Origin of the sequence: Paenibacillus sp. XY044, from assembly GCF_002257645.1 — a bacterium.
GTDB lineage: Bacteria > Bacillota > Bacilli > Paenibacillales > Paenibacillaceae > Paenibacillus_AQ.
The window spans coordinates 627,319-650,298 of sequence record NZ_NQMO01000001.1 but is presented as its reverse complement, the minus strand read 5'-3'; the positions used below and the strand labels follow the sequence as shown (position 1 = coordinate 650,298).

Here is a 22,980-nt window from a genome sequence, read left to right as displayed (position 1 = left end):
TAATTCAATTGTCGACTGGCTTCCAATTATTCTTCCTGATCGGGCCCGGCTTCCTCCTCGGGGGCCGTCGTTCCGAGCCAGCTGCGGATCATCGACAACAGCTGCGCGCTGTTCACCGGCTTAGTGATGTAATCGGATGCCCCGGCTTCCAGGCACTCCTCCCGGTCGCCTTTCATCGCCTTGGCGGTCAGGGCGATAATCGGGAGATCCTTGAACTGCGGCTTGCTGCGGATCGCCCGCGTCGTTTCGTAGCCGTCCATGACCGGCATCATGATGTCCATCAGCACGATTTCGATATCCGGAGTCTGGTCCAGGATTTGAATGGCCTCGTGTCCGTTTTCCGCAGGGACGACCATCATCTGATGACGCTCCAGGATGGTGGTCAAGGCAAAGATATTGCGAATATCGTCGTCCACCACCAGCACCTTTTTATACTGAATCATTTCGTCGGATTGGTACAGCTTGCGAACAAGCTCACCGGATTGGTCAGGGAGGTCACCAGGCTTGCGGTGAAGGAACAGGCTCGTCTCGTCGATCATCTGGGCCGGCGTCTTGACCTCTTTCATGACCGCGGATTTGGCCAGCTCCTCCAGCTCCTCCTCCTGCTCATGATTCCATTTGATGCTCCGGTTCAAAACCAAAGGCAGGTACTTGTTCTTCGGATTTTTCTGCATTTCCCGGACGAACTGCACAATATTCATATCCTCCAAGTCGTTATCCGCAAGCACGCAGTCGAAATGCTCCTTCTTCAAGAACTCCAGCGCTTCCCGGGCCGTCTGCGCCATGACGATCCGCATGTCCTCGCTGCCCAGCAGCACCGCCCATTCCTGGCAGCGCTCTTCATGCCTTGCGGTCAGCAGCAAGCTGCGGCTTCGTTCGGCGGCAAACCGGCTCAGCTGATCCAGCGCCTTCTCGAGGTCTTCGTTGGAGACCGGCTTGCAGGCATACTCATAGACACCCTTGCGAAGCAGCTCAATTTCATCCTCTTCGACGGTAATGACACAGACCGGAATGTGACGGGTTGCCAAATCGTTCTTCAAGTGCTCAATGACCATCCAGCCGTCCATGTCGCCGAGACGCAGATCGAGCGTAATCGCCTCCGGCTGGTATTTTCTCGCCAGCTCAAGCGCGCCGGCCCCTTTCGTTGTAATGACGGCCTTGATGTTCTTCCGGTGCAGCAGTTCCAGCAGGATTTCATTAAACTTCACGTCATCTTCTATGATGAGAAAGACGCGATCTCCCGGCTCGATCCGCTCCCGGTCGTCGTTCACGGCATCCGCCTTGCGGCTGAAGGTCAGCTTCTGCTCCGGCGGTGTTACGTCGATGACTTCCGGCACATATTTCGGAACATCCTCCTGCGGCGCCATTTCGGTATCAACCGGCAAGTAGAAGCTGAAGATACTGCCTTTGCCCACAACGCTGTAGAGCGTCAGCTCCCCGCCCAGCAAATGGGCAATCTCGCGGGAAATGGCCAGTCCGAGTCCCGTGCCGCCATACACCCGGTTTGTGCTGCCGTCCGCCTGCTGGAACGCCTCGAAAATGATCTGCTGCTTGTCCTCCGGAATCCCGATCCCGGTGTCGCTAACCGAGAAGCACAGCACGAGCGGTGCTTGATTCAGCGCTTCGTTATCCGTGTTCCAGCCTTCGGCCGCCCGCCGCAGGGTCAATGTGACCTTGCCCTCCTCCGTAAACTTGAAGGCGTTGGACAGGAGATTTTTGAGCACCTGCTGCAGCCGCTTCTGATCGGTAATTACGGCATCCGGCACGTTCGGATCCAGCTTGATGCCGAACTCGAGCAGGCTGCTATCCACCATCGGCCGGAATGACCGGTCAAGGCTGTCCGTCAGCGCCTTGAGGGACACTTCGCTGTAATCCGGCGTAACGGTACCCGATTCAATCTTGGATAGATCCAGGATGTCATTGATCAAGTTCAAGAGCTCCAGGCCGGAGTCTTGAATCGTCTTGGCAAATTTGACCTGATGCTCGCTGAGGTTCGCATCCGGGTTGTCCGCAAGCTGCTCGGCAAGAAGAAGCAGGGAATTGAGCGGCGTTCTTAATTCATGCGACATGTTCGCCAAAAATTCCGATTTGTAGCGCGAGGTCAGCGCGAGCTGCTCTGCCTTTTCCTCCAGGAACTGCTTCGCAACCTCGACCTCCTGGTTTTTGCTCTCGACCTCGGCCTTTTGCAGAACGAGCAGCTTCGCCTTATCCTCCAGCTCCTCATTCGTATGCTGAAGCTCAAGCTGCTGCTTCTGCAGCTCCTCCGTCAGAGACTGCGACTGCATGAGCAGTTCTTCTGTCCGGCGGTTTGCCTGCATCGTGTTGACGACGATGCCGATCGATTCGGTCAGCTGATCCAGGAAAGCCAGGTCGATATCGGTAAACGCCCGGAAGGAAGCCAGCTCCAGCACCCCAAGCACATGCTCCTCGAATATAATCGGCAGCAGCACGATGTTCAGCGGAGCGGCTTCGCCGAGTCCTGAAGAAATCATGACGTAATCATGAGGCACATTCGTCAGCAGGATACGCTGCTTCTCCACGAGGCACTGGCCGACCAGCCCTTCGCCCGCACGGAAGCGATTCGACAGGTGCTTCCGGTTCTGGTAAGCGTAGCTGGCAAACAGCGTCAGTACCGGGTCGCCGTTCTCCGGCTCGTTGATGTAGAAGACGCCATGCTGAATCGACACAAGCGGCGCCAGCTCCGTCAGAATCATGCGGCTAATAGCGTACAAATCTCGTTGTCCCTGCAGCAGTCGCGAGAACTTCGCAAGGTTCGTCTTCAGCCAATCCTGCTCGGTATTGATGCGGGTTGTCTCTTTCAGGTTCCCGATCATTTCGTTGACATTGTCCTTCAGCGCTGCGACCTCGCCGGCCGCAGCGATATCGATCGTCCGGGACAGATCCCCCTTGGCCACCGCCGTGGCTACGTTGGTAATCGCGCGAACCTGCGTAGTCAGCGTGCTCGCCATGTAGTTAACATTGTCGGTCAGATCACGCCACGTACCCGCGGCTCCCGGTACGCTTGCCTGACCTCCCAGCTTTCCTTCCGCGCCGACCTCGCGGGCGACGGTAATCACCTGGTCGGCAAACGTGCCCAGCGTCTCGGTCATGTTGTTGATCGTATCGGCCAGTTCGGCGATTTCGCCCTTGGCGTCGACGTTCAGCTTCTGCTTCAGGTTCCCGTTCGCGACGGCGGTAACGACCTTGGCGATTCCGCGCACCTGATCCGTCAAGTTGTTCGCCATAATGTTGACGTTGTCGGTCAAATCCTTCCAGATGCCGCCGACCCCGCTTACCTGCGCCTGTCCGCCCAGCTTTCCGTCCGTTCCGACTTCGCGGGCGACGCGCGTAACCTCAGAAGCAAACGAGTTCAGCTGGTCCACCATCGTATTGACCGTATTTTTCAGTTCCAGCAGCTCGCCGCTCACGTCGACCGTAATTTTTTTGGACAGATCCCCGTTTGCGACGGCTGTCGTCACACCAGCAATATTCCGCATCTGGATCGTCAGGTTGCGGGTCATTTCATTCACCGTGTCGGTCAGGTCCTTCCAGGTGCCCGACACATCCTTGACGTTCGCTTGCGCGCCAAGCTTGCCTTCCGTTCCGACCTCGCTGGCCACTCGCGTCACTTCCGACGCGAAATTGCTGAGCTGGTCCACCATCGTGTTCATCGTATTTTTCAGCTCGAGCAGCTCGCCCTTGACGTCGACCGTCATTTTCTTGGACAAATCGCCCTTCGCTACCGCCGTCGTCACTTCGGCGATGTTCCGCACCTGGTTCGTCAGGTTACGGGCCATATTGTTGACGCCTTCGGTCAAATCTTTCCACGTGCCGCCGACGCCCCGGACCTCGGCCTGTCCGCCGAGCTTCCCTTCCGTGCCGACCTCGCGGGCGACGCGCGTCACTTCGGACGCAAACGTACTGAGCTGATCCACCATCGTGTTGATCGTATTTTTCAGCTCGAGAATTTCGCCCTGCACGTCCGCGGTGATCTTCTTCGAGAGGTCCCCGTTCGCCACCGCCGTCGTCACGACGGCGATATTGCGCACTTGGTTCGTCAGGTTCGAGGCCATGTAGTTGACGTTCTCGGTCAAATCACGCCATGTTCCCGCCACGCCTTTCACCTGCGCCTGACCGCCCAGCATACCCAGCGTTCCGACCTCGCGGGCAACGCGGGTTACCTCGGACGCAAACGTGCTAAGCTGATCCACCATCGTGTTGATCGTATTTTTCAGCTCAAGAATTTCACCTTTGGCATTGACCGTGATGTGCTTGGACAGGTCGCCCTTCGCCACCGCCGTCGTCACTTCGGCGATATTGCGCACCTGGTTAGTCAGATTGCTCGCCATGGAGTTGACGCTTTCGGTCAAATCGCGCCATGTTCCCGCTACGCCGCTGACCTCCGCCTGTCCGCCCAATATGCCCTCGGTGCCGACTTCGCGGGCGATCTTCGTCACCTCGGAAGCGAACATGGACAGCTGGTCCACCATCGTATTGATCGTATTTTTCAGTTCGAGAATTTCACCCTGCACGTTCGCGGTAATTTTTTTCGATAAATCACCGTTGGCAACGGCTGTGGTCACAACCGCGATGTTGCGGACCTGATCCGTCAAATTCGAAGCCATATCGTTGACGCTTTCCGTCAGGTCCCTCCACGTACCGGACACGCCCTTGACGTTGGCCTGCCCGCCAAGCTTCCCTTCCGTGCCGACTTCGCGGGCCATTCGGGTCACCTCGGACGCAAAGGTCGACAGCTGATCCACCATCGTATTAATCGTATTTTTCAATTCCAAAATTTCGCCGCTGGCATTGACCGTGATCTGCTTGGTTAGATCCCCCTTCGCCACCGCCGTCGTCACTTCGGCGATGCTGCGGACTTGGCTCGTCAGATTGGCCGCCATTCCGTTCACGCTGTCGGTCAGATCCTTCCAAGTTCCCGAAACGCCTTCGACATCGGCTTGACCGCCCAAAATGCCTTCGGTCCCTACCTCTTTGGCTACGCGGGTCACTTCGGAAGCAAACTTGCTCAGCTGGTTGACCATCTTGTTGATGTTGTTGGCGGACTTTTTGAACTCTCCGGTCAGCGGCCGGCCTTCAAACTCCAGATCCACTTTTTGCCTCAAATCTCCCTGGGCAACCGCGTTGATCACGCGCACCATCTCGCTGGTCGGCTGAATGAGATCGCTGACAAGACCGTTCAGCGACTCGACGGCCGCCTCCCATGATCCGCCGGTATTTTTATGGGAAAACCTGCGCGACAGCTTACCCTCTTTGCCGACGACTCTGGACACAGTATCGATCTCGGTCACGAGGCTTTCCTGCATTTCCATGATCTCATTAAAGGTGTCTGCGATTTTTCCGGCGATGCCCGTTTGATCGTATGGCATGCGGTATGTAAAATCTCCCTTTTTAAAAGCCATTAGCGCATCGAGCAGTTCTTTGGACTGAACCTGGCTCTCTTGCGAATCCGGTTTCAAATGCTGATCCGACATGGTCAAATCCCTCTCTCGACATAATTTTACACCGTTCACTGCAGATAAACATGATCTCTCTATTATTCTACTATGCCGATTAAAATCTGTCATTTTTCTGCCAGTTAAAAGATATAAAATTACACGAAAGCACAAAAAAACCGTCCGAAAAGCCGGACGGCCCGTTGTGCGCAATTATTTTCAACAACAAGATGCAGAACCGAATCCGGTGAGCTTGGATTCAGGCAGCCGGAGCTGCCGGAACCGGCTTCTTCCTCCGCAGCAGAAAAGACATCGGGATTGCCACGGCGACAATGACGGTTGCAACGACAAACACGTCGTCCACGCCCCAGGTGAATGCCTTCTCTTTCACCATCTCGGTTACTTTACCGGCGGCCTGCAAGTGAACCGCAGTCCGGCTGGCCAATATGGAGCTGAAAATGCCGATGGCGAATGAACCCATCCCCTGCTTGATCCAATTGTTGATCGATGAAGCATGGCCCGTCTCCTCCCTCGGCACGGCGCTCATTCCCGAATTGGTTACGGTCAGGTTGGCAAAGGCGATGCCCACATACCGAAAAGCCATCCAGAATGCAATATAGAAGCGTGTGGTGGATACCGTCAGGCTGCTCAGCATCAGCGTGGCAATAAACATCAGGATTACACCGACCATGCACAGCCATACCGGGCCGATTCGCGCATACAGTCTGCCGGATATCGGAGCGCAAATTACCATCATCAGCGAGCCGGGCAGCATGACCAGTCCCGCCTGCATCGGTGACACCTCAAGCACAGTCTGCAGAAATATCGGAACCAGAAAAGTACCGGAATACAGGGAGATGGAGATGATCGCCTGCAGGACGATGCTGTACGTAAAGCGCCGGATACGAAATACCCTAAGGTGCAGCAGCGGTTCCTTGACCTTCAACTCCCAGCCGATGAAAAACGCCAGCATGGCGGCACCGGCGATCAGCAGCGCTACGGTCTTCAAGGAGCCCCAGCCCCAGGTGCTGCCTTCGCTGAATGCGACAAGCAGTGAAGTGCTGCTGCCGATGACCGTAATGAAGCCTACGACATCGAACGACTGCTTCTTGCTGAGCTTGTAATAAGGAATCCGCCGCACAGCGACGAGAATGGCGGTGACGCCGATCGGCAGGTTGATGAGAAACAGCGCGTGCCAATTAAAGTACTGCACAAGGAGCCCGCCTAACGTAGGGCCGATGGCCGGGCCGAGCATCGCCGCAACGCTCCACAGGCTGAGCGCGAAGGCCTGCTTCTCCTTCCCGATCACCTGGTAAATGATCGTCATCGTGGCCGGCATAATGAGCCCGCTGAACAATCCCTGCATAATGCGGAAGAAAATCAGGCTTTCGATGTTCCAGGCCGCCAGGCACAAAGCGGAACAAATCGTAAATCCGCTCAGCGAGATCAAGTAGACTCTCTTGTAACTAAGTTGGTCTCCAAGAAATCCAAGCACCGGGGCGATAATGCCCGTCGCCAGCATGAAGCCGGTTACCATCCACTGCACGGTCTGAAGCTGGGAGCTGAATTCCTGCATAAAATCCGGCAGTGCAATGTTGATCGTGGTCGTGCTAAGTGAAGCCAAAAAGTTCCCGAAAAAAATCGCAAAGATGACCGACCAAAAGGATGTGGCGGTTCGGGGTGTGCTGCTATCCATGATTTCCCTCCATTATCGTATCCCTCTGGAAGGCCTGTAACCGAGCGGCCAAAAGAACCCTCGGCGAACAACAAGACCGGGGCCGAAATTCGTTATGGAAAGCATACCCCGAGATAACGTTAACGTCAACGTAAAATACCCAATTTATTCACATTTTATTGCCTTCAATCAGCAAGGGCTGCCCGTGGGAACGGGCAGCCCTTGCATTTTTTCAACCGGATTTATACCGTATTCTGCGGTTTTACCGATGCGGATTTTTGATTCTTGCCGAGGGTGACTCTGGCATTTCCCATGCAGGCCACTACGACCGCAGCGATGGCGATCGGAACCAGCGCGAACAAGAATACGCTGGAAATGGAATGGGACATGGCGTCCACGATGTTCTTCAGCACGTCCGCCGGAATTTTGGCACGGTTGGCCGATTGGAAAATCTCCTGCGGATTGCCGACATTAGCCATGGCCGAATTGGCCCCGCCGCCCATGCCCTTGAAATTTTCGGCAAGCCGGTTCGTGAACAAATTGTTCTGAATCGTGCCAAAAATCGTGATCCCCATCGTCATGCCGAGCGACCGCAGAAACTGGTTGGTCGAGTTCGCCGTACCGCGGAAGCGCGGTTCCAGGTTATGCTGGGACGCCGTTGGCAGCAGCGAGAACGAGAAGCCCATGCCGAAGCCGACGATGATCATGAAGATCGTCAGATAAATCCGGGCGGTATCGGGAGTCAGCGTGCTGAGTAAATACATGCCGCCTAAATAGAAAATAACCGAAATGATCATGAGGTTCCGGTAACTCGTCTTGGTGGAGAATATCCCGCCGATGGCGCTTCCCGCCACCGATCCCAGCATCATTGGGGTCAGGATCAATCCGGCGTTGGTTGCCGAGCCGCCATATACCGCCTGCACGAAGATCGGGATATATACCGTCATGATAATGAAGGTTCCGCCGTACAAAAACGCAAGCAGCTGCGAAGTCGCAAACAGCCGGCGTTTAAACAGGAAGAACGGCAAAATCGGCTCCTTCGCCTTCAGTTCCACGAAGAAGAAGATGATGAAAAACACCGCAAAGCTGGCAAACAGCGCAATAATCGGCGCGGAATCCCATGCATACTCCTTGCCGCCCAGCTCCAATGCGAACATCAGGCTAATGACGGCGATAACGAGCGTCGAGGCGCCCCACCAGTCGATTTTTTGCTTATTATGGGAAGGGGACTCTTTGTAGCTGCGCAAAATGAAGATCAGGGACACGATGCCGATCGGCACGTTGATGTAGAATACCCACTCCCAGCCGGCGTATTCGGTAATATACGCGCCGAGCAGCGGCCCCACCACGCTGGCCGATCCGAACACGGCCCCGAGCAGGCCGGTCATTTTGCCCCGGTTCTCCGGCGGAAAAATATCGAAAATAATCGTAAACGCGATCGGCAGAAGCGCGCCTCCCCCGATCCCCTGAATCGCCCGGTACAAGCTCAGCTGTTCAATCGTCTGTGCAAAGCCGCACAGTGCGGATCCCAGCAAAAACACAGTTAAGCCAAACACGAAAAACCGTTTCCTTCCGTACATGTCCGACAGCTTGCCGAAGATCGGCATGCCGGCCATCGTCGTCACCATGTAGGCCGAGGTGACCCAGACAAACTTGTCCAGGCCGCCAAGATCGGATACGATCGTCCCCATGGCCGTGGCGACAATGGTATTGTCAATGGCAGACATAAAAATGGCCAGCAGCAGTCCGGCCACGACCATTTTAATGTTGCTTTTCGTCGCTTCCATTTGTTATCTCCTTTACAATGTGTTGTCGCTTCCGATAAAATGAAACCTAGTCATTATCTCGGAATTCAAATATCTCGATCATCAAGATATTCAGATTCTAAGAGGAGGTCTTCCTTTTGTCAAGTCAAAATGCAGAGGGCATTACTTCACCTGAAGAACGGTTGGCTTCGCAAATGAGAAAGCTGGGAACCAGGACCGTCCTGTACCAGCAGCATGTCGCCAGTTCCCTTGGTTTATCCAACACCGATTTAAAATCCGTAGATATATTGTGGGAAACCGGTCCCATCACGGCCGGAGAACTCTCCAAAATCACCGGCCTCTCCACCGGTACGATCACCGCCCTGATCGACCGTCTGGAGAAAGCGGGTTACGTCCGGAGAGAGCAGGATCCATCCGACAGGCGTCGCGTCATTATCGTTCCCGACTACTTTGCCAGAGACGAGGTACGAGAAACCTTCAGGCCTCTGCACGATTCCGTGGTCCGGCTCGGCTCAACCTATACGGCTGAGCAGATCGAGCTGCTGATAGACTTTGCAGCCAAGGCCAGCGGCATCATGGAGGAGCAGATTCGCACCCTTGGCGGCGGACGTTCCAAATCGCCCCAGGAGTAGCAGGGCAAAGCAAAGAAGCACCTCACGCATAAGCTGTGAGGTGCTTCTTTAGTTCTTAAGTATAAAGTCCGTACTGATTATTTGAATACTTTAACACGGTCTTCAAGCGGCTTGAATTCTTTCTCGCCCGGCTGTACTGTCGGTTTGCCGAAAGGCATTTGAGCGATCAGCTTCCAGTTCGCAGGAATGTTCCATTCAGCGGCAACCTTCTGGTCGATCAACGGGTTGTAGTGCTGCAGGCTGGCGCCAAGTCCTTCAGCTTCAAGTGCGGTCCAGGTGACCAATTGGTGCATCGCCGAAGTATGGTGGGACCATACAGGGAAGTTGTCTGCATAAGAAGGGAAGCTTGCTTGCAGTCCTTCAATGACTTCATAATCTTCGAAGAACAGGATTGTGCCGTATCCGGCGCGGAAAGCAGCCATTTTCTCAGCAGTTGGAGCAAAGCTGTCAGCCGGAACGACTGCCTTCAGCACGTTTTCCGTCACATTCCACAGCTTGTCATGCTGTTCGCCAAGAAGAACGACGATGCGTGTGCTTTGGGAGTTGAAAGAAGACGGCGTGTATTTCACCGCATCGTTTACGATCTCCTGGATCTTTTCGTCGGAGATTACCTGTTCCTTGCTAATTCCATATATGGAACGTCTGTTCTTGAGTGCATCAATAAACTGTTTAGACATTTTTATATCTTCCTCCTTTTTGTTACTTACTTACTTTTTTAGTATACATACGACCTTGTCCGAACACAATACCCGGATCCAAAGTTTTCACTCTGAATTACCACCCTGGGCGCGAGCGAAACACAAATAACCCGCCAATGGCGGGCCAAGGCGGGTTACGGTCACGAAACGTTCACATTTTATCGATCTGTAAAAGACTATCCGACGACGACGACCTCCGGTTCCGGTACGAAGCCGAATGCCTTGTCGACGCCTTCCATGATCACATTCATCAAATATTTAATGTGCTCGGCTGTCGCATGGTCTGTGTTGATGATCATGTTGCCGTGGAAAGGGGAGATCATGGCGCCGCCGTATGCCTTCCCTTTCAATTCGAGCTGATCGACCAATGCGCCCACGGGAACGCCGTAATCGTAATTGTTTTTAAATACAGATCCACAGGATGGATATTCGAAATGGCGTTTGCCGTTCCGGTACTCCTCAATCTGTGTCATCGGGGCGGGCAAATGGATTCCCCGGCTTTGGAGCGCCTTCGCCTCTTCGGCCATATACGAATAGAACGAGGACAGAGACGACATCCCCTCTTTGTCCTTCCAGCGGCTGAGCAGGCGGTTCGCCCGCTCCGGATCCATTTGCTCCGGTACGGCCAGCATATCCGCTCCCAATATGAGCCACGGATTCATCTGGAATATGGATTGCTTATAGCCATACTTGCACTGGCTGACATCAATCGATTGGACCGATAAGGCAGGATCCTCAAGATCCACATAATACACCGTTTTGATAATGTCGCTGATCTGCTTGTGGTTGTACTTGGCGTTCATGTAAATGCCAGCCCCCAAGCCGCCCGGCAGCAAATAAGTAAACTCGTAGCCCGGAATGTCATACATCAGGCCTGCGATCGACAGCATGGACATCGGCGTCCCTGAGGAAATAAACCATTTGCTCGGGGTGATCTCCCAATAAACCAGCCTTTTCAGGGAAATGTACAGCGTATCCTTACGCGGATTGTCGGGAAACAGAAGATTGGAGCCCATCCCGCAGAAAAAATAGTCCAGCCCGTGGGTTCTGCATCCCTGCAGCAGCGTGATCAGCTCTTCAGCCGTTTCGGGCATGGCGAAGAAATTCGCATCTCCGCCGATTTGATAGGACGAGTGGTTCGCAAGCGGTTCATTCCGCAAGCACAGGTTTTCAAATGTCATCCGGTTATTAATCATCATGGCAAATTCTCACTTTCAACTTTCTTGTCTTCGCACGTTCCCTGGATCGGGAATCGGTGCCTCAAAAGAAGCCCTCCTAAAGATACAGACCTATCTATTCTAATATATCGTCACTCTTCGCGCCATGTGTCATTTTAATTAAAGGAAGTATCGGGGTGAACCTCCCGGTTAATAATGGATCTAGATCCATCCTTTACCTGGAGGTGACTGTATGAAAGTACTTAAAGCGCGCTTGTCGCAAGGCTTCATGATCATCCTGCTGTCCGTCGGGATGATGAACCATGTGTTTATCATTCCGTTTCTGTTGCAGGGCTCGGGCAGGGACTCTTGGATCTCGGTTACCTTGTCCATTCTGCCGCTGATGGTGGTAACGGGTATGACGTATTTTGTGGCCAAACGAATGGGAAACCGCTCCATTCACGAATGGCTGAGTCAGGAGTACGGCCTTGTGGCCGCCGTTCTTCTGCGCATCGTCATGAGCTTATTTTTATACATGATTTGCTTTTATACGTTGTTTGATACGACCACTTGGGCCAAAATCACCTTTTTGACCGAAACGCCGATATCCATAACAACCATTGTCCTGCTGCTTCTATGCCTATATGCCGCGATCATGGGCTTTAAACCCATTGCCATCTCCGCCGGCCTCCTCCTGCCGTTCGTCGTTCTTCTGGGCTTTTTTATCATGACGGTCAATTTTCAAACCAAGGATTACAGCCAGCTGCTGCCTGTTCTGTCCAAAGGCTGGGGGCCTGTGTTTTACGGCTTGGCCCATTCATGTGCAGGATCCTTTGAAATTATCATGTACCTGTTTATCCAGCCCAAATTGGCGAAGACTGCGAAGGCCTGGCAGCTATACGTCCTTGCCTTGGCCCTGACGGGACTGACCATGGGGCCGCTGATCGGCGCCATCACGATCTTTGATCCTTATGAGGCAGCAAGGCAAATGTATCCGGCGTATGAGGAGTGGCGCGTGGCCACCATTGGAAAATATATCGCTCAAACCGACTTTTTCTCCATATATCAATGGCTGTCGGGAGCCTTCATCCGGATTTCTCTAGCCCTGTATTTTATCGTTGATGTTTGGAACATTAAAGAAAAGCTACCGCGAATTGTCGCATACGTTACCGCTGCTGGCTTGATTCTCCTCATATGCTTGACCGGACTGAACGATACGAATTTCCTGAAAATTTTAAAAAGTTATTATTTCCCTTTTTCTGCCGCCTTCTTGGGGGCCTTGATCCTCATTTTATTTGCTTTGGCTCTCATTTCATCCGGAAAGAAAGGAAGAGAACACCATGACAACTAGCACAGAGCAGCCTCAAGTCAGCCTGGAAGACATCGATATCCCGTTCCTTCAAAAGTATTATGAGCCATGCGGCGATGTCGTCCTTCATCCCTTTTATGTAGGGGAAGGAGACCTGAAGCAGTCCATCCTTCTGATTTATTGCGAAGGTATGACGGACGAGGTCCAAATCAACCAGTTTGTCCTCCCCAGGCTGGAACAAATGTACAAGGAAACGGGTTTCGGCAGCAGAGACAGCATCCGGACTTATCAATCGCTGCCGCTGAAGGAATTGAAGACCCAAAATTTACTGTCCGAGCTCGATACCCAGGTGTTCCAGGGAATGCTGATTCTGTATTTCCAGCACATGAACGCCTTTTACCAATTGAATGTCAGCAGCACGCCATCCCGGACCCCGGAGGAGTCTTCCACGGAATCTTCCATCAAGGGACCCCAGGACGGATTTACCGAGAATTTGAGTATGAACCTCGCACTTATTCGCAAACGCCTTCGGACACAGTCGCTTTGCGTAGAAAAATTCGTCCTCTCCGAGCGGGGCCACACCCAAATCGCGTTGATGTACATCCGGGATATCATTAACCCGGATATCGTTGATGAAATCAGGAAGAAGATTCAAAGTTTCAACGGGGATGCGATCATCGGCACCACACAAATCGAAAACCTCATTCAGGGGTCGGTCAAAAGCGTGTTTCCGCTGACCGATTATGTCGGCAGACCGGATTATGTCGCATCCAGCCTTTTGGCCGGCCGGTTCGTGATTATGTTCGACGGTTCCCCAATGGGAATTATCGCTCCCATCACACTCTTCAGTCTGATCAAATCGCCGGAAGACTCCAATATGCCCTTTCACATCGTCTCGGTGCAAAGGTTTTTGCGGATTTCGGGTCTCTTCATGGCTATGTTCCTGCCTGGATTTTACGTGGCGCTGACCACCTTCAACATCGAGCAGGTTCCGACTCCGCTGCTGGCAACGATTATGAATTCCAGAAACGGACTGCCATTCTCGATTCCGCTGGAATGCTTTTTGATGCTGTTCCTGTTCCAGGTTTTCCATGAAGCGGGCACCCGCCTCCCCAAATCGATCGGCCAGACCGTAACGGTGGTAGGGGGGCTCATTGTCGGCGATGCTGCCATCCGGGCCGGAATTACGTCTCCGACGATGGTTGTGACGGTGGCCGTGACGATTATCGCCACCTTTACGTTGGTCAATCAAATTCTTTCGGGGACGACGGCCATCATTAGGCTGTATGTTCTCCTGTTTTCTTCTTGCCTGGGCATGTTCGGATTTTTTATCGCGATGTTCTCCGTCCTGCTCCACCTGGCCACGCTGGAAAACTTCGGGGTTCCTTATCTGGCTCCCGCTTCCCCCTATATCGCCAGGGATTTCTGGGAAGGACTGTTCCGAAAGCCGATCAAGCTGTTCAAGTACCGTCCGCGGATGCTGCGGACGCAGGACGATACGCGCAAGGGAGATTAACGAATGAAAGCCATCATCGTTGTTCTGGTCTGTTCCCTACTGTTGACCGGCTGTTGGGACTTGAAGGCAGTACAGGATATGAATATCGTGACGGCGCTCGGCATCGATTATGAAAAGGACCATTATGTCGTATACGTCAAGCTGACCGATTTCTCCGCCGTTGGGACTAAGGAAGGCGGCGGGGATTCCAAGCCCGCATCTACATGGGTCGGGATCGGCGAAGGCTCCACCGTGTTATTGGCCATCAACGATATTTACAGGTCCGCCCAGCATCATACGCTATGGACGCACGTTAAAGCGATCGTAATTACGAAATCCGCGCTGGGAAAGCTGGAGGATATTTTCGACAGCCTCCTGCGTTCCAGAGAGCTGCGGTATACAGCCTGGGTGTACGGAACCGACAAACCGATCACGTCGATTTTCACGGCAGATACGACACTGAATCAGTCTCCTCTGGTGCTGGAAATGTTTGAGCCTAAGGAGACCTATAAACAGCGATCCGCGATCCTGCCGATTCAGCTGCAAAAATTAGTTAACAGCATCCGGGAGCCTGCAACCAGCGTGCTGCTTCCGGTCCTGTCCGTAACGGACCGGAAATGGGTGGCTAACCAAAAGGATAAAACGCCCACCATGATGGAGCTCACCGGCGTGTTTGTCATCAACAAAGGAGCGAACGAGGGATGGGTCGCGGAGGAGGACATGATGGGCGCCAGACTGATCCGGTACAGCCATATGTTAAGATATCCGCTCAGCCTTCCCGGACAAAGCGGCCGGAACAATACGTTGAATTTGTCGGGGCCGCATACGAAAATCTCAATAGACCCGGATACTTCAGACAGCTTAAACTTGAATATCAACCTTACAGTCAATGCCACTGTGTTAGAAACGCATACCCAGGCCGGGATTTCGGAACATTTGATGGAGCAGGAGGCCCAGTCGATCCTGAAAAAGGACATCATGAAGGAGTTTAACGATGCGAAAAATAAAAATATCGACTTGTTCGGCTTCGAGGAGTGGATATACCGCCACCACTATGATAGCTGGAAACGAAACGTCTCCCCGGGTCCGATCCTTCCCAAAATAGAAATTAAGGACGTGAACGTAAAAGTCATCATTAAGCATTCCAACACCTATATCACCGGATGAATGCATGGTACTCGATACCCCTGCGCCTGAAAAAAGGCATGGGGGTTTCTTCGTTTTTATCGGATAACGGCCAGACTCCCTGCCTCCCTCCACTTTACACACGCCTCCGATCAGGATAAGGTTATATATTGAAGCTGCATATACGGCCTGAAAACTATACGATAAGAAGGTACGCCCATGAATTCACCAACAAACAATCACTCCCGGGTGCTGATCATGACGGCCGTCGAGGCCGAGCGGGAGGCGGTTCTTCGCGGACTCGGGAGCCCGGATTTCATCGACGTCGAGCTGGCCGGCGTCGGGCCGGCTTCCGCTGCCGCCCGCACGGCTCGCGTTCTGTCCGGCAATGAATACGGCCTGGTCATCAGCGCCGGCATCGGCGGCGGGTTTACGGATCGGGCCGGCATCGGCTCGATCGTCATTGCCGATCAGCTCATCGCGGCTGATCTCGGCGCGGAGACGCCGGACGGCTTTCTCAGCGTGGACGAGCTCGGGTTCGGCAGTTCGCGCTTCGAGCCGGATCTCCCGCTCGTCCGCCGCCTCGAGGAAGCCATGGCTTCCGCCGGACTGGCGGTTCGCAGCGGCACGGTCCTGACGGTCACGACCGGGACCGGCTCGGCGCAAAGCGCCGCCGAGTTAAGGCAGCGGTACGAGGGCGCCGCCGCGGAAGCGATGGAAGGCTTCGGCGTTGCCGAGGCCGCCCGGCTGTTCGGACTCCCTTGCCTTGAAATCCGTACGATATCGAATGCAATCGGTCCCCGTGACCGTTCCGCCTGGCGGATGAAAGAAGCTTTCGAAGCACTTGAAGCAGCAAGCTCAATCTTAGTGGAGGTATTGAAACGATGAAAATTGCATTTTCCCCTTGCCCTAACGACACTTTTGTTTTCCATGCTGTGGCACACGGCCGCATTCCCGGCGCGCCGGAGCTGGAAGTGACCTATGCGGATATTGATATTACGAATAACCTGGCATCGAACCCGGGCAGCGACCTGGACGTGCTTAAAATCTCTTATGCCGCCCTGCCATGGGTCCTGGACGAGTACGCCCTCATTCCTTGCGGCGGCGCTTTAGGACGCGGCTGCGGCCCGCTGGTACTGACCAAAGGCGGCCAAGCCGATCCGTCGGAACTCAGCGGACGCCGGGTTGCCGTACCGAGCGAAAAATCGACCGCCTACCTGCTCTTCCGACTGTGGGCCGCCCAGAACGTGCCTGGTGGTATTGGCGAAATCGTGGTGATGCCGTTTGACCAAATCATGCCTGCCGTCCGCGACGGCTTGATTGACGCAGGTCTGGTCATTCACGAAGCCAGATTTACGTATCCGTCCTACGGACTATCCTTGATGACGGATCTCGGAAGCTGGTGGGAAAGCGACACCGGTCTGCCGATTCCGCTGGGCGCGATCATCGCCAAGCGTTCCCTCGACTTGGCCGCGATCGAAAACTGGATCCGTGAGTCCGTCGAATATGCCTGGGCCCATCCTGAAGCTTCCCGGGAATATGTGCTGAGCCATGCCCAGGAGCTTGATCCTGACGTCGCCCAGCAGCATATTGATCTGTACGTCAACGACTTTACTCGCAATCTCGGAGACGACGGATACGCCGCGATCACTTCGCTGCTGACCCGGGCGGCCGGCGAAGGCTTGGTCCCTCCGATCGATCCGGAAGCGCTGCGTAAATAAGCGGATCCCTAATGGTATTGTAAAAGTAATGCCGCTTAACTTCTGAAGGGATCATCATCTCGCTTCTTTTGTGATCGAATGCTCCCTTAAAGCGGCACACCTATGGATTAAATCATGCAGCATAAAACCCGCCTTCTGGAAGGCGGGTTTTATCTTGTGTCAGACTAATTCGGTTACAACAAGTGGGTTTCTTTTAAGGGACAATCCATAAATCCGTTTCGGATGTATCCATGGAATTCCCTCCGACCAAGATCCGGACCCGGCAGGGCTGTGCCCTAAACTGCATGTCCTGATTCCAGAACGCCAGCTCCTCGTGGCCAAGTTTGAAAACGACGGTCTGCTGCTCCCCAGATGCCAATTCGATCTTCCGGAATCCCTTAAGTTCGGCGATCCTCCGGCTAATGCCAGATTCCCGCACCCGAATATATAATTGGACCGTTTCGGCGCCGCTGAGCGGCCCGGCATTAACAATCCCGACTGTTACGGTCACCTGTTCTCCAGCTTCCAACTCGTTCACCTTGATCCGGTCGGTGGAAAGGGCCACATCCCCGTATTCAAAAGTCGTGTAGCTAAGTCCATAACCGAAAGGATATAGAGGAGATGAAGGCATATCAACGTAATGACGAGGTCTTCCCGGGTCCTTCTGATTATAGTAAACGGGCAGCTGAGCCACGGAACGGGGCATGGAGACCGGCAGTTTTCCGCTTGGATTTACCTTCCCGAACAGAATCTCCCCAATGGCCTGTCCCCCTTCCGTTCCAGGATACCACCCGCATAATATCGCATCGCAGTGCGCCTCAATGCCGGTTAATGCATGAGGGCGGCCTTGAATCATGACAGCAACGATCGGTACGCCCGTAGCAGCGATAGACTCAACCAGCCGTTCCTGAACACCGCCAAGAGAAAGACTGGCTAAATCTACGCCTTCGCCGCAGTCCATTTCGGAGGGGCTTCCTTCTCCCACGATGGCTTCACCATTGCTGTCAAAGACCCCGTTAAACTGACGGGCGCTGCTTCCACCGAGCACCAACACCGCCACATCCGCGTCCTGGGCGGCAGCAACAGCTTCCGTAAAGCCTGCTGTCGATCCGTCCCGGATTCCACAGCCAAGCGCAAAGACCACTTCGACCCCTTCCGGTGCGCACGTTCGAATGCCTTGTAGAACGGTCGTCCCTTTCCCTTCCCGCTGCACGCTCGTATAATCTCCCAATTGGTTGTACAAGCGATCGGCGTTTGGACCGATGACTGCGATTTTCCGCTTCTCCCCTTTCGGGATGTCCAGCGGCAGCAGCTGATTCGAATTTTTAAGCAGGACGATGGACTCCCGTGCCAGCTGAAGATTGGTTTCCCGCGCTGCAGGAGCACCTACGGCCGAAATGGCCAGAGTCTCATCTGCATATGGGCGGTCAAAAAGGCCGAGCCGGAACTTGAGGCGAAGTACGCGGCTTACTGCACGATCGATGGATTGCTCGGAGATCAACCCCTGGCCCACCGCCTTTTCCAAAGTGGAAAACGCAGTGTCCCATAAGCTTAAATCAACGCCTGCGGACAAAGCGAGGGCGGCAGCAGATTCATGGCTCCCCGTCAGCGCTACAAGCCTGTCCACGGCGACGCCGTCCGCCATCACGATCCCTTCGAATCCCCATTCATCCCGAAGGATGCCCGTTAAAAGGGTATGATTGGCATGACAGGGAATCCCGTCGATTTCATTATAGGCTGCCATGAAGCCCGCTGCTCCCGTCTTTGCCCCCGCCATGGCGCCAGGCAGGTGAATCTCTCGCAGCTCCCGTTCGCCGATCGCCGCAGGCCCGGCGTTCCGCCCGCCTTGCGCGGCCCCTTGGGCACAGAGATGCTTGAGCACAACAGCCACTTTGTCTGAACCCGCCAGCATTTCGGGCGTAGTGCCCTGCATTCCCCGTACCGCCGCTTCCGTAAACCGCGCAGCCAAATAAGGATCCTCACTGAAACATTCTTCGGAACGACCCCAGCGCGGGTCATGCAATATATCAAGAGCCGATACAAGCCCAATGTGGGCTCCCTTGCTCCGGATCTCCGCCGCGATGTATGAACTGGCGCGCTGCATCAGTTCCGGATTCCAGGTGGCGCCTACGCCCAAGTTGACAGGAAACAGCGTTCCGTCCAACGCTTGATGCCCATGAGGGCACTCCTCTGTCAGCATTACCGGTATCCCCAGCCGCGTATTTTCGACGACATAACGCTGAACCTTGTTGGCGGCTTCCGCGCTTTTCTCTGTCGGGATTCCGTTTCCATAATGTACGCCGGACCAAGGATCGCTGCGGAACAATCCGTACAGCGCACCCATTCCTCCGCCGCGAGCGACCTCCTCTTTAAAAGCATCGGTCAGTGTGATCTCTTCGCCCGTCCGGACATAAGCGTCCCAACCATACATCCGCTGGTTCAGCTGTCCGATCTTTTCCTGCAGGGTCATCCTTGCGATCAAATCCTGGACCCTTTCCTCAATCGAATAACCGGGCTGCCTGTATTTCTCCATCCTCAAGTCCCCTCTCGATATCTCCTGCGCTACTCTCCCTCGGCCTTTTTACCGGCCATCAGCCCGCGGTATTCCTTAGGAGTCATTCCCGTATACGTCTTGAACACGGATACGAAATATTTATACTCATTGTACCCCGCCTGGTCCGCAATCTCGAATACTTTATCATGGGTCGTTGCAAGGAGCTTTTTAGCATGGTTAATCCGTTTCTCGTTCATATACTCGGTGAAGCCCTTGCCCGTACTCTGCTTAAATATATAACTGAAATGGCTTGGCGTGATTTTCAGCCAGGAGGCAACCTCAGAAGCCTTTAAATCCATTCTGAATTGATCATCCATATATCTCTTCGCTTTCTCTACAATCCAGTAGGACTTATCCAGCCCGCTTACGTTGACTTGGCGCTGCAGTTCCAGCATCTCGTCCAGCATTAGCTTTTGAAGAGAATCGTACGAATTGTAAATATACAAGTCGGCAGACGCCTTGATCCCGGCATCCATATCCGGCATACCGCTCCGGCGCAGCTGCTGGCGCAGCAGTGCCCACAATTCCTCATAAATATGGAGGATATCCTCCAGTAATAGTCCAGCTTGCCGAAATACGGCAAACATGTCGGCGATATATGCACCCAGTTCCTCAGGATCTTGTTTAAAAAGCCTGCTGACCAGCTCCCGGACATCCGTCACCGTGTCATAGTTTGGAATCACCCTCTTCATTTCCATGGCTTCACGGTATTCAGGAAGCAGCAATTGCTGTTCTTCCAGAACATAATACGGAAGCAGGCCGACCGCTGCCGTGCAAGCGGATGCAGCACTCTCAAGCGTGTTGAAAGGTGCTGAGATGCCGAAGTAAACGGTACCCATTTCTTCAAGGCATGCAATCATTTCGCTTAGCAGTTCATCCCAATTCGGACGCTCCTGAGGGGGCTTCATCACGATCAGCGAAATCATCAGATTCTCGCTCTTCATGACGGATGCCGATTCCAGGCAATGATCATCGTCAAACGGACGGTGAATCGCCTTCATCCACCGGTTTTGGAGCGCTTCCAATTCATCTGATGCCGTTCTGCCAAACCGGTCATGATAATCGGCGATCTGCGAAGCCACAATACGATATTCCGTCCCTTGCAGGCAGGCGGGAACTTTGCCGGATGCGAAACCGTTTCTGACAAGACCTGCAAACCAAAGCCTCGCTTCCTGCAGTCCAATATCCTCCTGTCGGTCGACACGGCTGACAACTCCCTTCACGACGGCTGTCAGTTCATCGATATCCACCGGCTTAAGCAAATAATCCGTCACACCAAGCCGCATCGCCTGGCGCGCGTAATCAAAATCCTCATAGCCGCTGACCAGGATCATACACACCTCCGGATATTGGACCTTCAACCGTTCCGCAAGCTGCAGCCCATCCATGCCGTCCATGCGGATATCCGAGAGGACGAGATCGACGCCGCCGCATTCTGCGATTCGCTGCAGCGCCTCTCTGCCATCTTCCGCTTCCCCGACAACTTCGACACCAAAATCCACCCAATCGATCGTATGATGAAGTCCTTCGCGGATCACAGCTTCATCATCGACGATAAGCATCCTAATTTTTCTGGACTGTTCCGAGTTAACCGTCATTTTCGTCCACCGCCAGGCCAAGCCGTGTGTCAGCATCCGGAATCCGCAGCCGCACCCAAGTTCCGTCCATAGAAGTCTGAACGATTTGCAGCCCGAATCCTTCACCGAAATAGATTGAAAGTCTATCGTGTATGTTCATCATGGCGCCCTCCCTGTTGACGTCTGCCCCCGCATGTTCTAACGAGGCCTGAACAGCTTCTTTACGTTCTGGCTCCATTCCCGATCCATTGTCAACGACATCTATCCAGATTTCGCCGGTGTTCTTGTAGCATCTCACACGCACGATATGCCGTGGCTTGTTCTTGTCCAACCCATGTTTGATAAAGTTTTCCACCAAGGGCTGAATGGTCGCTTTCAGTATCGCCGCCTGCTCGATACCGGCTTCCATGAACAGCGCATACTGAAGCTTTTCACCAAGGCGATGCTGCTGCAAATACAAATATGACCGCACAAACTCCATTTCTTTGTAGAGAGACGTCTCGTAGTTCCCATTGTCGATGCTGCTGCGAAAAAACTTCGAGAGCATCTCAATCAGTTGACTCGATTTCGACGCTTTTTCCATTCTAGCCGTCCAGCGGATCATATCGAGCGTATTATACAAAAAATGGGGGTCCATCTGGTTCTGCATCAGCTTCAGTTCCGACTCCCGCTGACGGAGCTCGAGCTTATATTTATGCTCAATCAATTCCTTGATCGTGACCACCATTTCATTGAATTTTCGATTGAGCTCGGAAATCTCATCTCGGGAATTGACCGGAACCCGAGCGTTATAATCGCCGTAGGTCACGCGGTTGGTCTCCTTTTTCAGCCGGAGAATCGGGCGGATAATCGTATAATGAAACCCGATGAGAGCCGTGAGTCCGAGAAGTTGTATCACAGTGATAATGAAGAGCATCAATATTTTAACGCTCCGGAATTCCTGATTGACCTTCACTTCCGGAATCATCGAGATGATCGTCCAACCCGTATTTTCGATCCGGTTATAAAGCGTCAGATACCGCTTGTCCTCTATTTTCGCCGTAATAAAGCCGTCTCTGCTGTTTTCAAGCGCATTCTTCAGCGCATCGTCCGGTACATATGCCTCCGGCAATTGATGCTTCGATTCCATAATCGTCTGCCCCTGATCCCCAACGATGAACACGCTCCCGCTGCCCTCCTCGAAAATCCCTTTTTCCAGAAGCTCCACGATGCTCGCCTCATCCAGACGAATGATCAAGCTGCCCAGAGGATTAGTAATTTCGCTGTACGAGTTCAGCAAACGAAACAAGGACAGCACGCGGACACGTCCGTTCCATCCGCTGTTCAGCTCATACCCTCCCGTCCAGACGATTCCTCCCTTCCGCTGCCTGGCCAGCTCCATCCACCGCGCCTCGTCCCCGTAGAACGGTTCTCCCATCCCGATGAAACTCCCGTTCAATCCGGAAATTTCAATCGAACGGATGTAGCTCTTCGACATCAGCTGGAACGTCAGGAAGTCTTCGATCTTCCGCTTGAGATCCGTCTTTTGATCGCTCGTGAGCGGAGGGCTGCTTCTAAGAAAAGTCCTCATATCCGGGCTGAGAATCAAATAATTGGCAATGTCCTTCACCATCGCGGTCTGTTCTTCCAGCTGATTCGACACATTGTCCAAATTGCGTTTGGTCGAGTTAATAAAGCGTTCTTCCAGGATCTGATTAAATTTATGCTGAACGACGACGCCAACCCCAAGGGTCGGCAAAATGACGAAAAGCAAAAATATGACAAGCGCCTTCTTTTTCAAGCTGAAATTGCCTAGATGCCTTTTGAAGCTTGTCTTCATGCGATCTTCTCCTTCAGGCT

14 protein-coding genes are annotated in these 22,980 nt (G+C 53.6%); 6 read left to right on the top strand and 8 right to left on the bottom strand.

The features are described 5' to 3' along the window. Positions 1-26: 26 nt before the first annotated feature. The 3 genes from CJP46_RS03295 to CJP46_RS03285 form a co-directional block, all read right to left on the bottom strand. A complete protein-coding gene (locus CJP46_RS03295) occupies positions 27-5,492 on the bottom strand; it encodes a HAMP domain-containing protein (protein ID WP_094594164.1) in 5,466 nt (1,821 codons plus the stop codon). 220 nt (positions 5,493-5,712) lie between these two features. Beyond that, positions 5,713-7,149, bottom strand: a complete 1,437-nt coding sequence (locus tag CJP46_RS03290; protein WP_094594163.1) for a DHA2 family efflux MFS transporter permease subunit — start codon at positions 7,147-7,149, stop codon at positions 5,713-5,715. A 221-nt stretch (positions 7,150-7,370) separates the two neighbouring features. Further along, positions 7,371-8,915, bottom strand: a complete 1,545-nt coding sequence (locus tag CJP46_RS03285; protein WP_094594162.1) for an MDR family MFS transporter — start codon at positions 8,913-8,915, stop codon at positions 7,371-7,373. Between the two features lie 173 nt (positions 8,916-9,088). Here CJP46_RS03285 and CJP46_RS03280 point away from each other — a divergent pair, with 173 nt between their 5' ends. Then, entirely contained in the window at positions 9,089-9,526 is a 438-nt protein-coding gene (locus CJP46_RS03280) for a MarR family winged helix-turn-helix transcriptional regulator (protein ID WP_094595040.1), read from the top strand. Between the two features lie 77 nt (positions 9,527-9,603). Here CJP46_RS03280 and CJP46_RS03275 read toward each other — a convergent pair whose 3' ends face one another. Both CJP46_RS03275 and CJP46_RS03270 read right to left on the bottom strand, forming a co-directional pair. Continuing rightward, positions 9,604-10,203: a nitroreductase family protein gene (locus CJP46_RS03275; protein ID WP_094594161.1), complete on the bottom strand. Its 600-nt coding sequence runs from the start codon at positions 10,201-10,203 to the stop codon at positions 9,604-9,606. Between the two features lie 197 nt (positions 10,204-10,400). After that, positions 10,401-11,423 (bottom strand): UDP-N-acetylmuramate dehydrogenase, encoded by a 1,023-nt coding sequence (locus CJP46_RS03270; protein ID WP_256992163.1) that lies wholly within the window; start codon positions 11,421-11,423, stop codon positions 10,401-10,403. 211 nt (positions 11,424-11,634) lie between these two features. Between CJP46_RS03270 and CJP46_RS03265 the strand changes: the two genes are divergently transcribed. The 5 genes from CJP46_RS03265 to CJP46_RS03245 all read left to right on the top strand — a co-directional run bounded on the left by CJP46_RS03265 (position 11,635) and on the right by CJP46_RS03245 (position 17,031). Then, positions 11,635-12,732, top strand: a complete 1,098-nt coding sequence (locus CJP46_RS03265; RefSeq protein WP_094594160.1) for a GerAB/ArcD/ProY family transporter — start codon at positions 11,635-11,637, stop codon at positions 12,730-12,732. After that, on the top strand, positions 12,722-14,206 hold the full coding sequence (locus CJP46_RS03260) for a spore germination protein (protein WP_094594159.1): 1,485 nt from the start codon (positions 12,722-12,724) through the stop codon (positions 14,204-14,206). Before CJP46_RS03265 ends, CJP46_RS03260 begins: the two co-directional genes overlap by 11 nt. A gap of 3 nt (positions 14,207-14,209) precedes the next feature. Continuing rightward, positions 14,210-15,352 (top strand): Ger(x)C family spore germination protein, encoded by a 1,143-nt coding sequence (locus CJP46_RS03255; RefSeq protein WP_094594158.1) that lies wholly within the window; start codon positions 14,210-14,212, stop codon positions 15,350-15,352. Between the two features lie 177 nt (positions 15,353-15,529). Continuing rightward, entirely contained in the window at positions 15,530-16,198 is a 669-nt protein-coding gene (locus tag CJP46_RS03250; protein WP_094594157.1) for a futalosine hydrolase, read from the top strand. Beyond that, positions 16,195-17,031, top strand: coding sequence for a 1,4-dihydroxy-6-naphtoate synthase (locus CJP46_RS03245; protein WP_094594156.1), 837 nt, complete (start codon positions 16,195-16,197; stop codon positions 17,029-17,031). The genes CJP46_RS03250 and CJP46_RS03245 overlap by 4 nt, the downstream gene beginning before the upstream one ends. A gap of 193 nt (positions 17,032-17,224) precedes the next feature. Here the strand turns inward: CJP46_RS03245 and CJP46_RS03240 are convergent, their stop codons facing one another. The 3 genes from CJP46_RS03240 to CJP46_RS03230 are packed head-to-tail and all read right to left on the bottom strand — an operon-like array spanning position 17,225 to position 22,960. Beyond that, positions 17,225-19,543, bottom strand: a complete 2,319-nt coding sequence (locus CJP46_RS03240; RefSeq protein ID WP_094594155.1) for a glycoside hydrolase family 3 N-terminal domain-containing protein — start codon at positions 19,541-19,543, stop codon at positions 17,225-17,227. A gap of 29 nt (positions 19,544-19,572) precedes the next feature. Next, a complete protein-coding gene (locus CJP46_RS03235) occupies positions 19,573-21,162 on the bottom strand; it encodes a response regulator transcription factor (protein WP_179281014.1) in 1,590 nt (529 codons plus the stop codon). Further along, positions 21,152-22,960, bottom strand: coding sequence for a cache domain-containing sensor histidine kinase (locus tag CJP46_RS03230; RefSeq protein ID WP_094594153.1), 1,809 nt, complete (start codon positions 22,958-22,960; stop codon positions 21,152-21,154). Before CJP46_RS03230 ends, CJP46_RS03235 begins: the two co-directional genes overlap by 11 nt. Positions 22,961-22,980 lie beyond the last annotated feature (20 nt).

Excerpts from the sequence above, each read along its gene's own strand:
- CJP46_RS03265 (WP_094594160.1), top strand. The coding sequence starts at position 11,635 with ATGAAAGTACTTAAAGCGCGCTTGTCGCAAGGCTTCATGATCATCCTG.
- CJP46_RS03250 (WP_094594157.1), top strand. The coding sequence starts at position 15,530 with ATGAATTCACCAACAAACAATCACTCCCGGGTGCTGATCATGACGGCC.
- CJP46_RS03275 (WP_094594161.1), bottom strand. The coding sequence starts at position 10,203 with ATGTCTAAACAGTTTATTGATGCACTCAAGAACAGACGTTCCATATAT.
- CJP46_RS03285 (WP_094594162.1), bottom strand. The coding sequence starts at position 8,915 with ATGGAAGCGACGAAAAGCAACATTAAAATGGTCGTGGCCGGACTGCTG.
- CJP46_RS03245 (WP_094594156.1), top strand. The coding sequence starts at position 16,195 with ATGAAAATTGCATTTTCCCCTTGCCCTAACGACACTTTTGTTTTCCAT.
- CJP46_RS03235 (WP_179281014.1), bottom strand. The coding sequence starts at position 21,162 with ATGACGGTTAACTCGGAACAGTCCAGAAAAATTAGGATGCTTATCGTC.
- CJP46_RS03270 (WP_256992163.1), bottom strand. The coding sequence starts at position 11,423 with ATGATGATTAATAACCGGATGACATTTGAAAACCTGTGCTTGCGGAAT.
- CJP46_RS03260 (WP_094594159.1), top strand. The coding sequence starts at position 12,722 with ATGACAACTAGCACAGAGCAGCCTCAAGTCAGCCTGGAAGACATCGAT.
- CJP46_RS03230 (WP_094594153.1), bottom strand. The coding sequence starts at position 22,960 with ATGAAGACAAGCTTCAAAAGGCATCTAGGCAATTTCAGCTTGAAAAAG.
- CJP46_RS03290 (WP_094594163.1), bottom strand. The coding sequence starts at position 7,149 with ATGGATAGCAGCACACCCCGAACCGCCACATCCTTTTGGTCGGTCATC.
- CJP46_RS03280 (WP_094595040.1), top strand. The coding sequence starts at position 9,089 with ATGAGAAAGCTGGGAACCAGGACCGTCCTGTACCAGCAGCATGTCGCC.
- CJP46_RS03295 (WP_094594164.1), bottom strand. The coding sequence starts at position 5,492 with ATGTCGGATCAGCATTTGAAACCGGATTCGCAAGAGAGCCAGGTTCAG.
- CJP46_RS03255 (WP_094594158.1), top strand. The coding sequence starts at position 14,210 with ATGAAAGCCATCATCGTTGTTCTGGTCTGTTCCCTACTGTTGACCGGC.
- CJP46_RS03240 (WP_094594155.1), bottom strand. The coding sequence starts at position 19,543 with ATGGAGAAATACAGGCAGCCCGGTTATTCGATTGAGGAAAGGGTCCAG.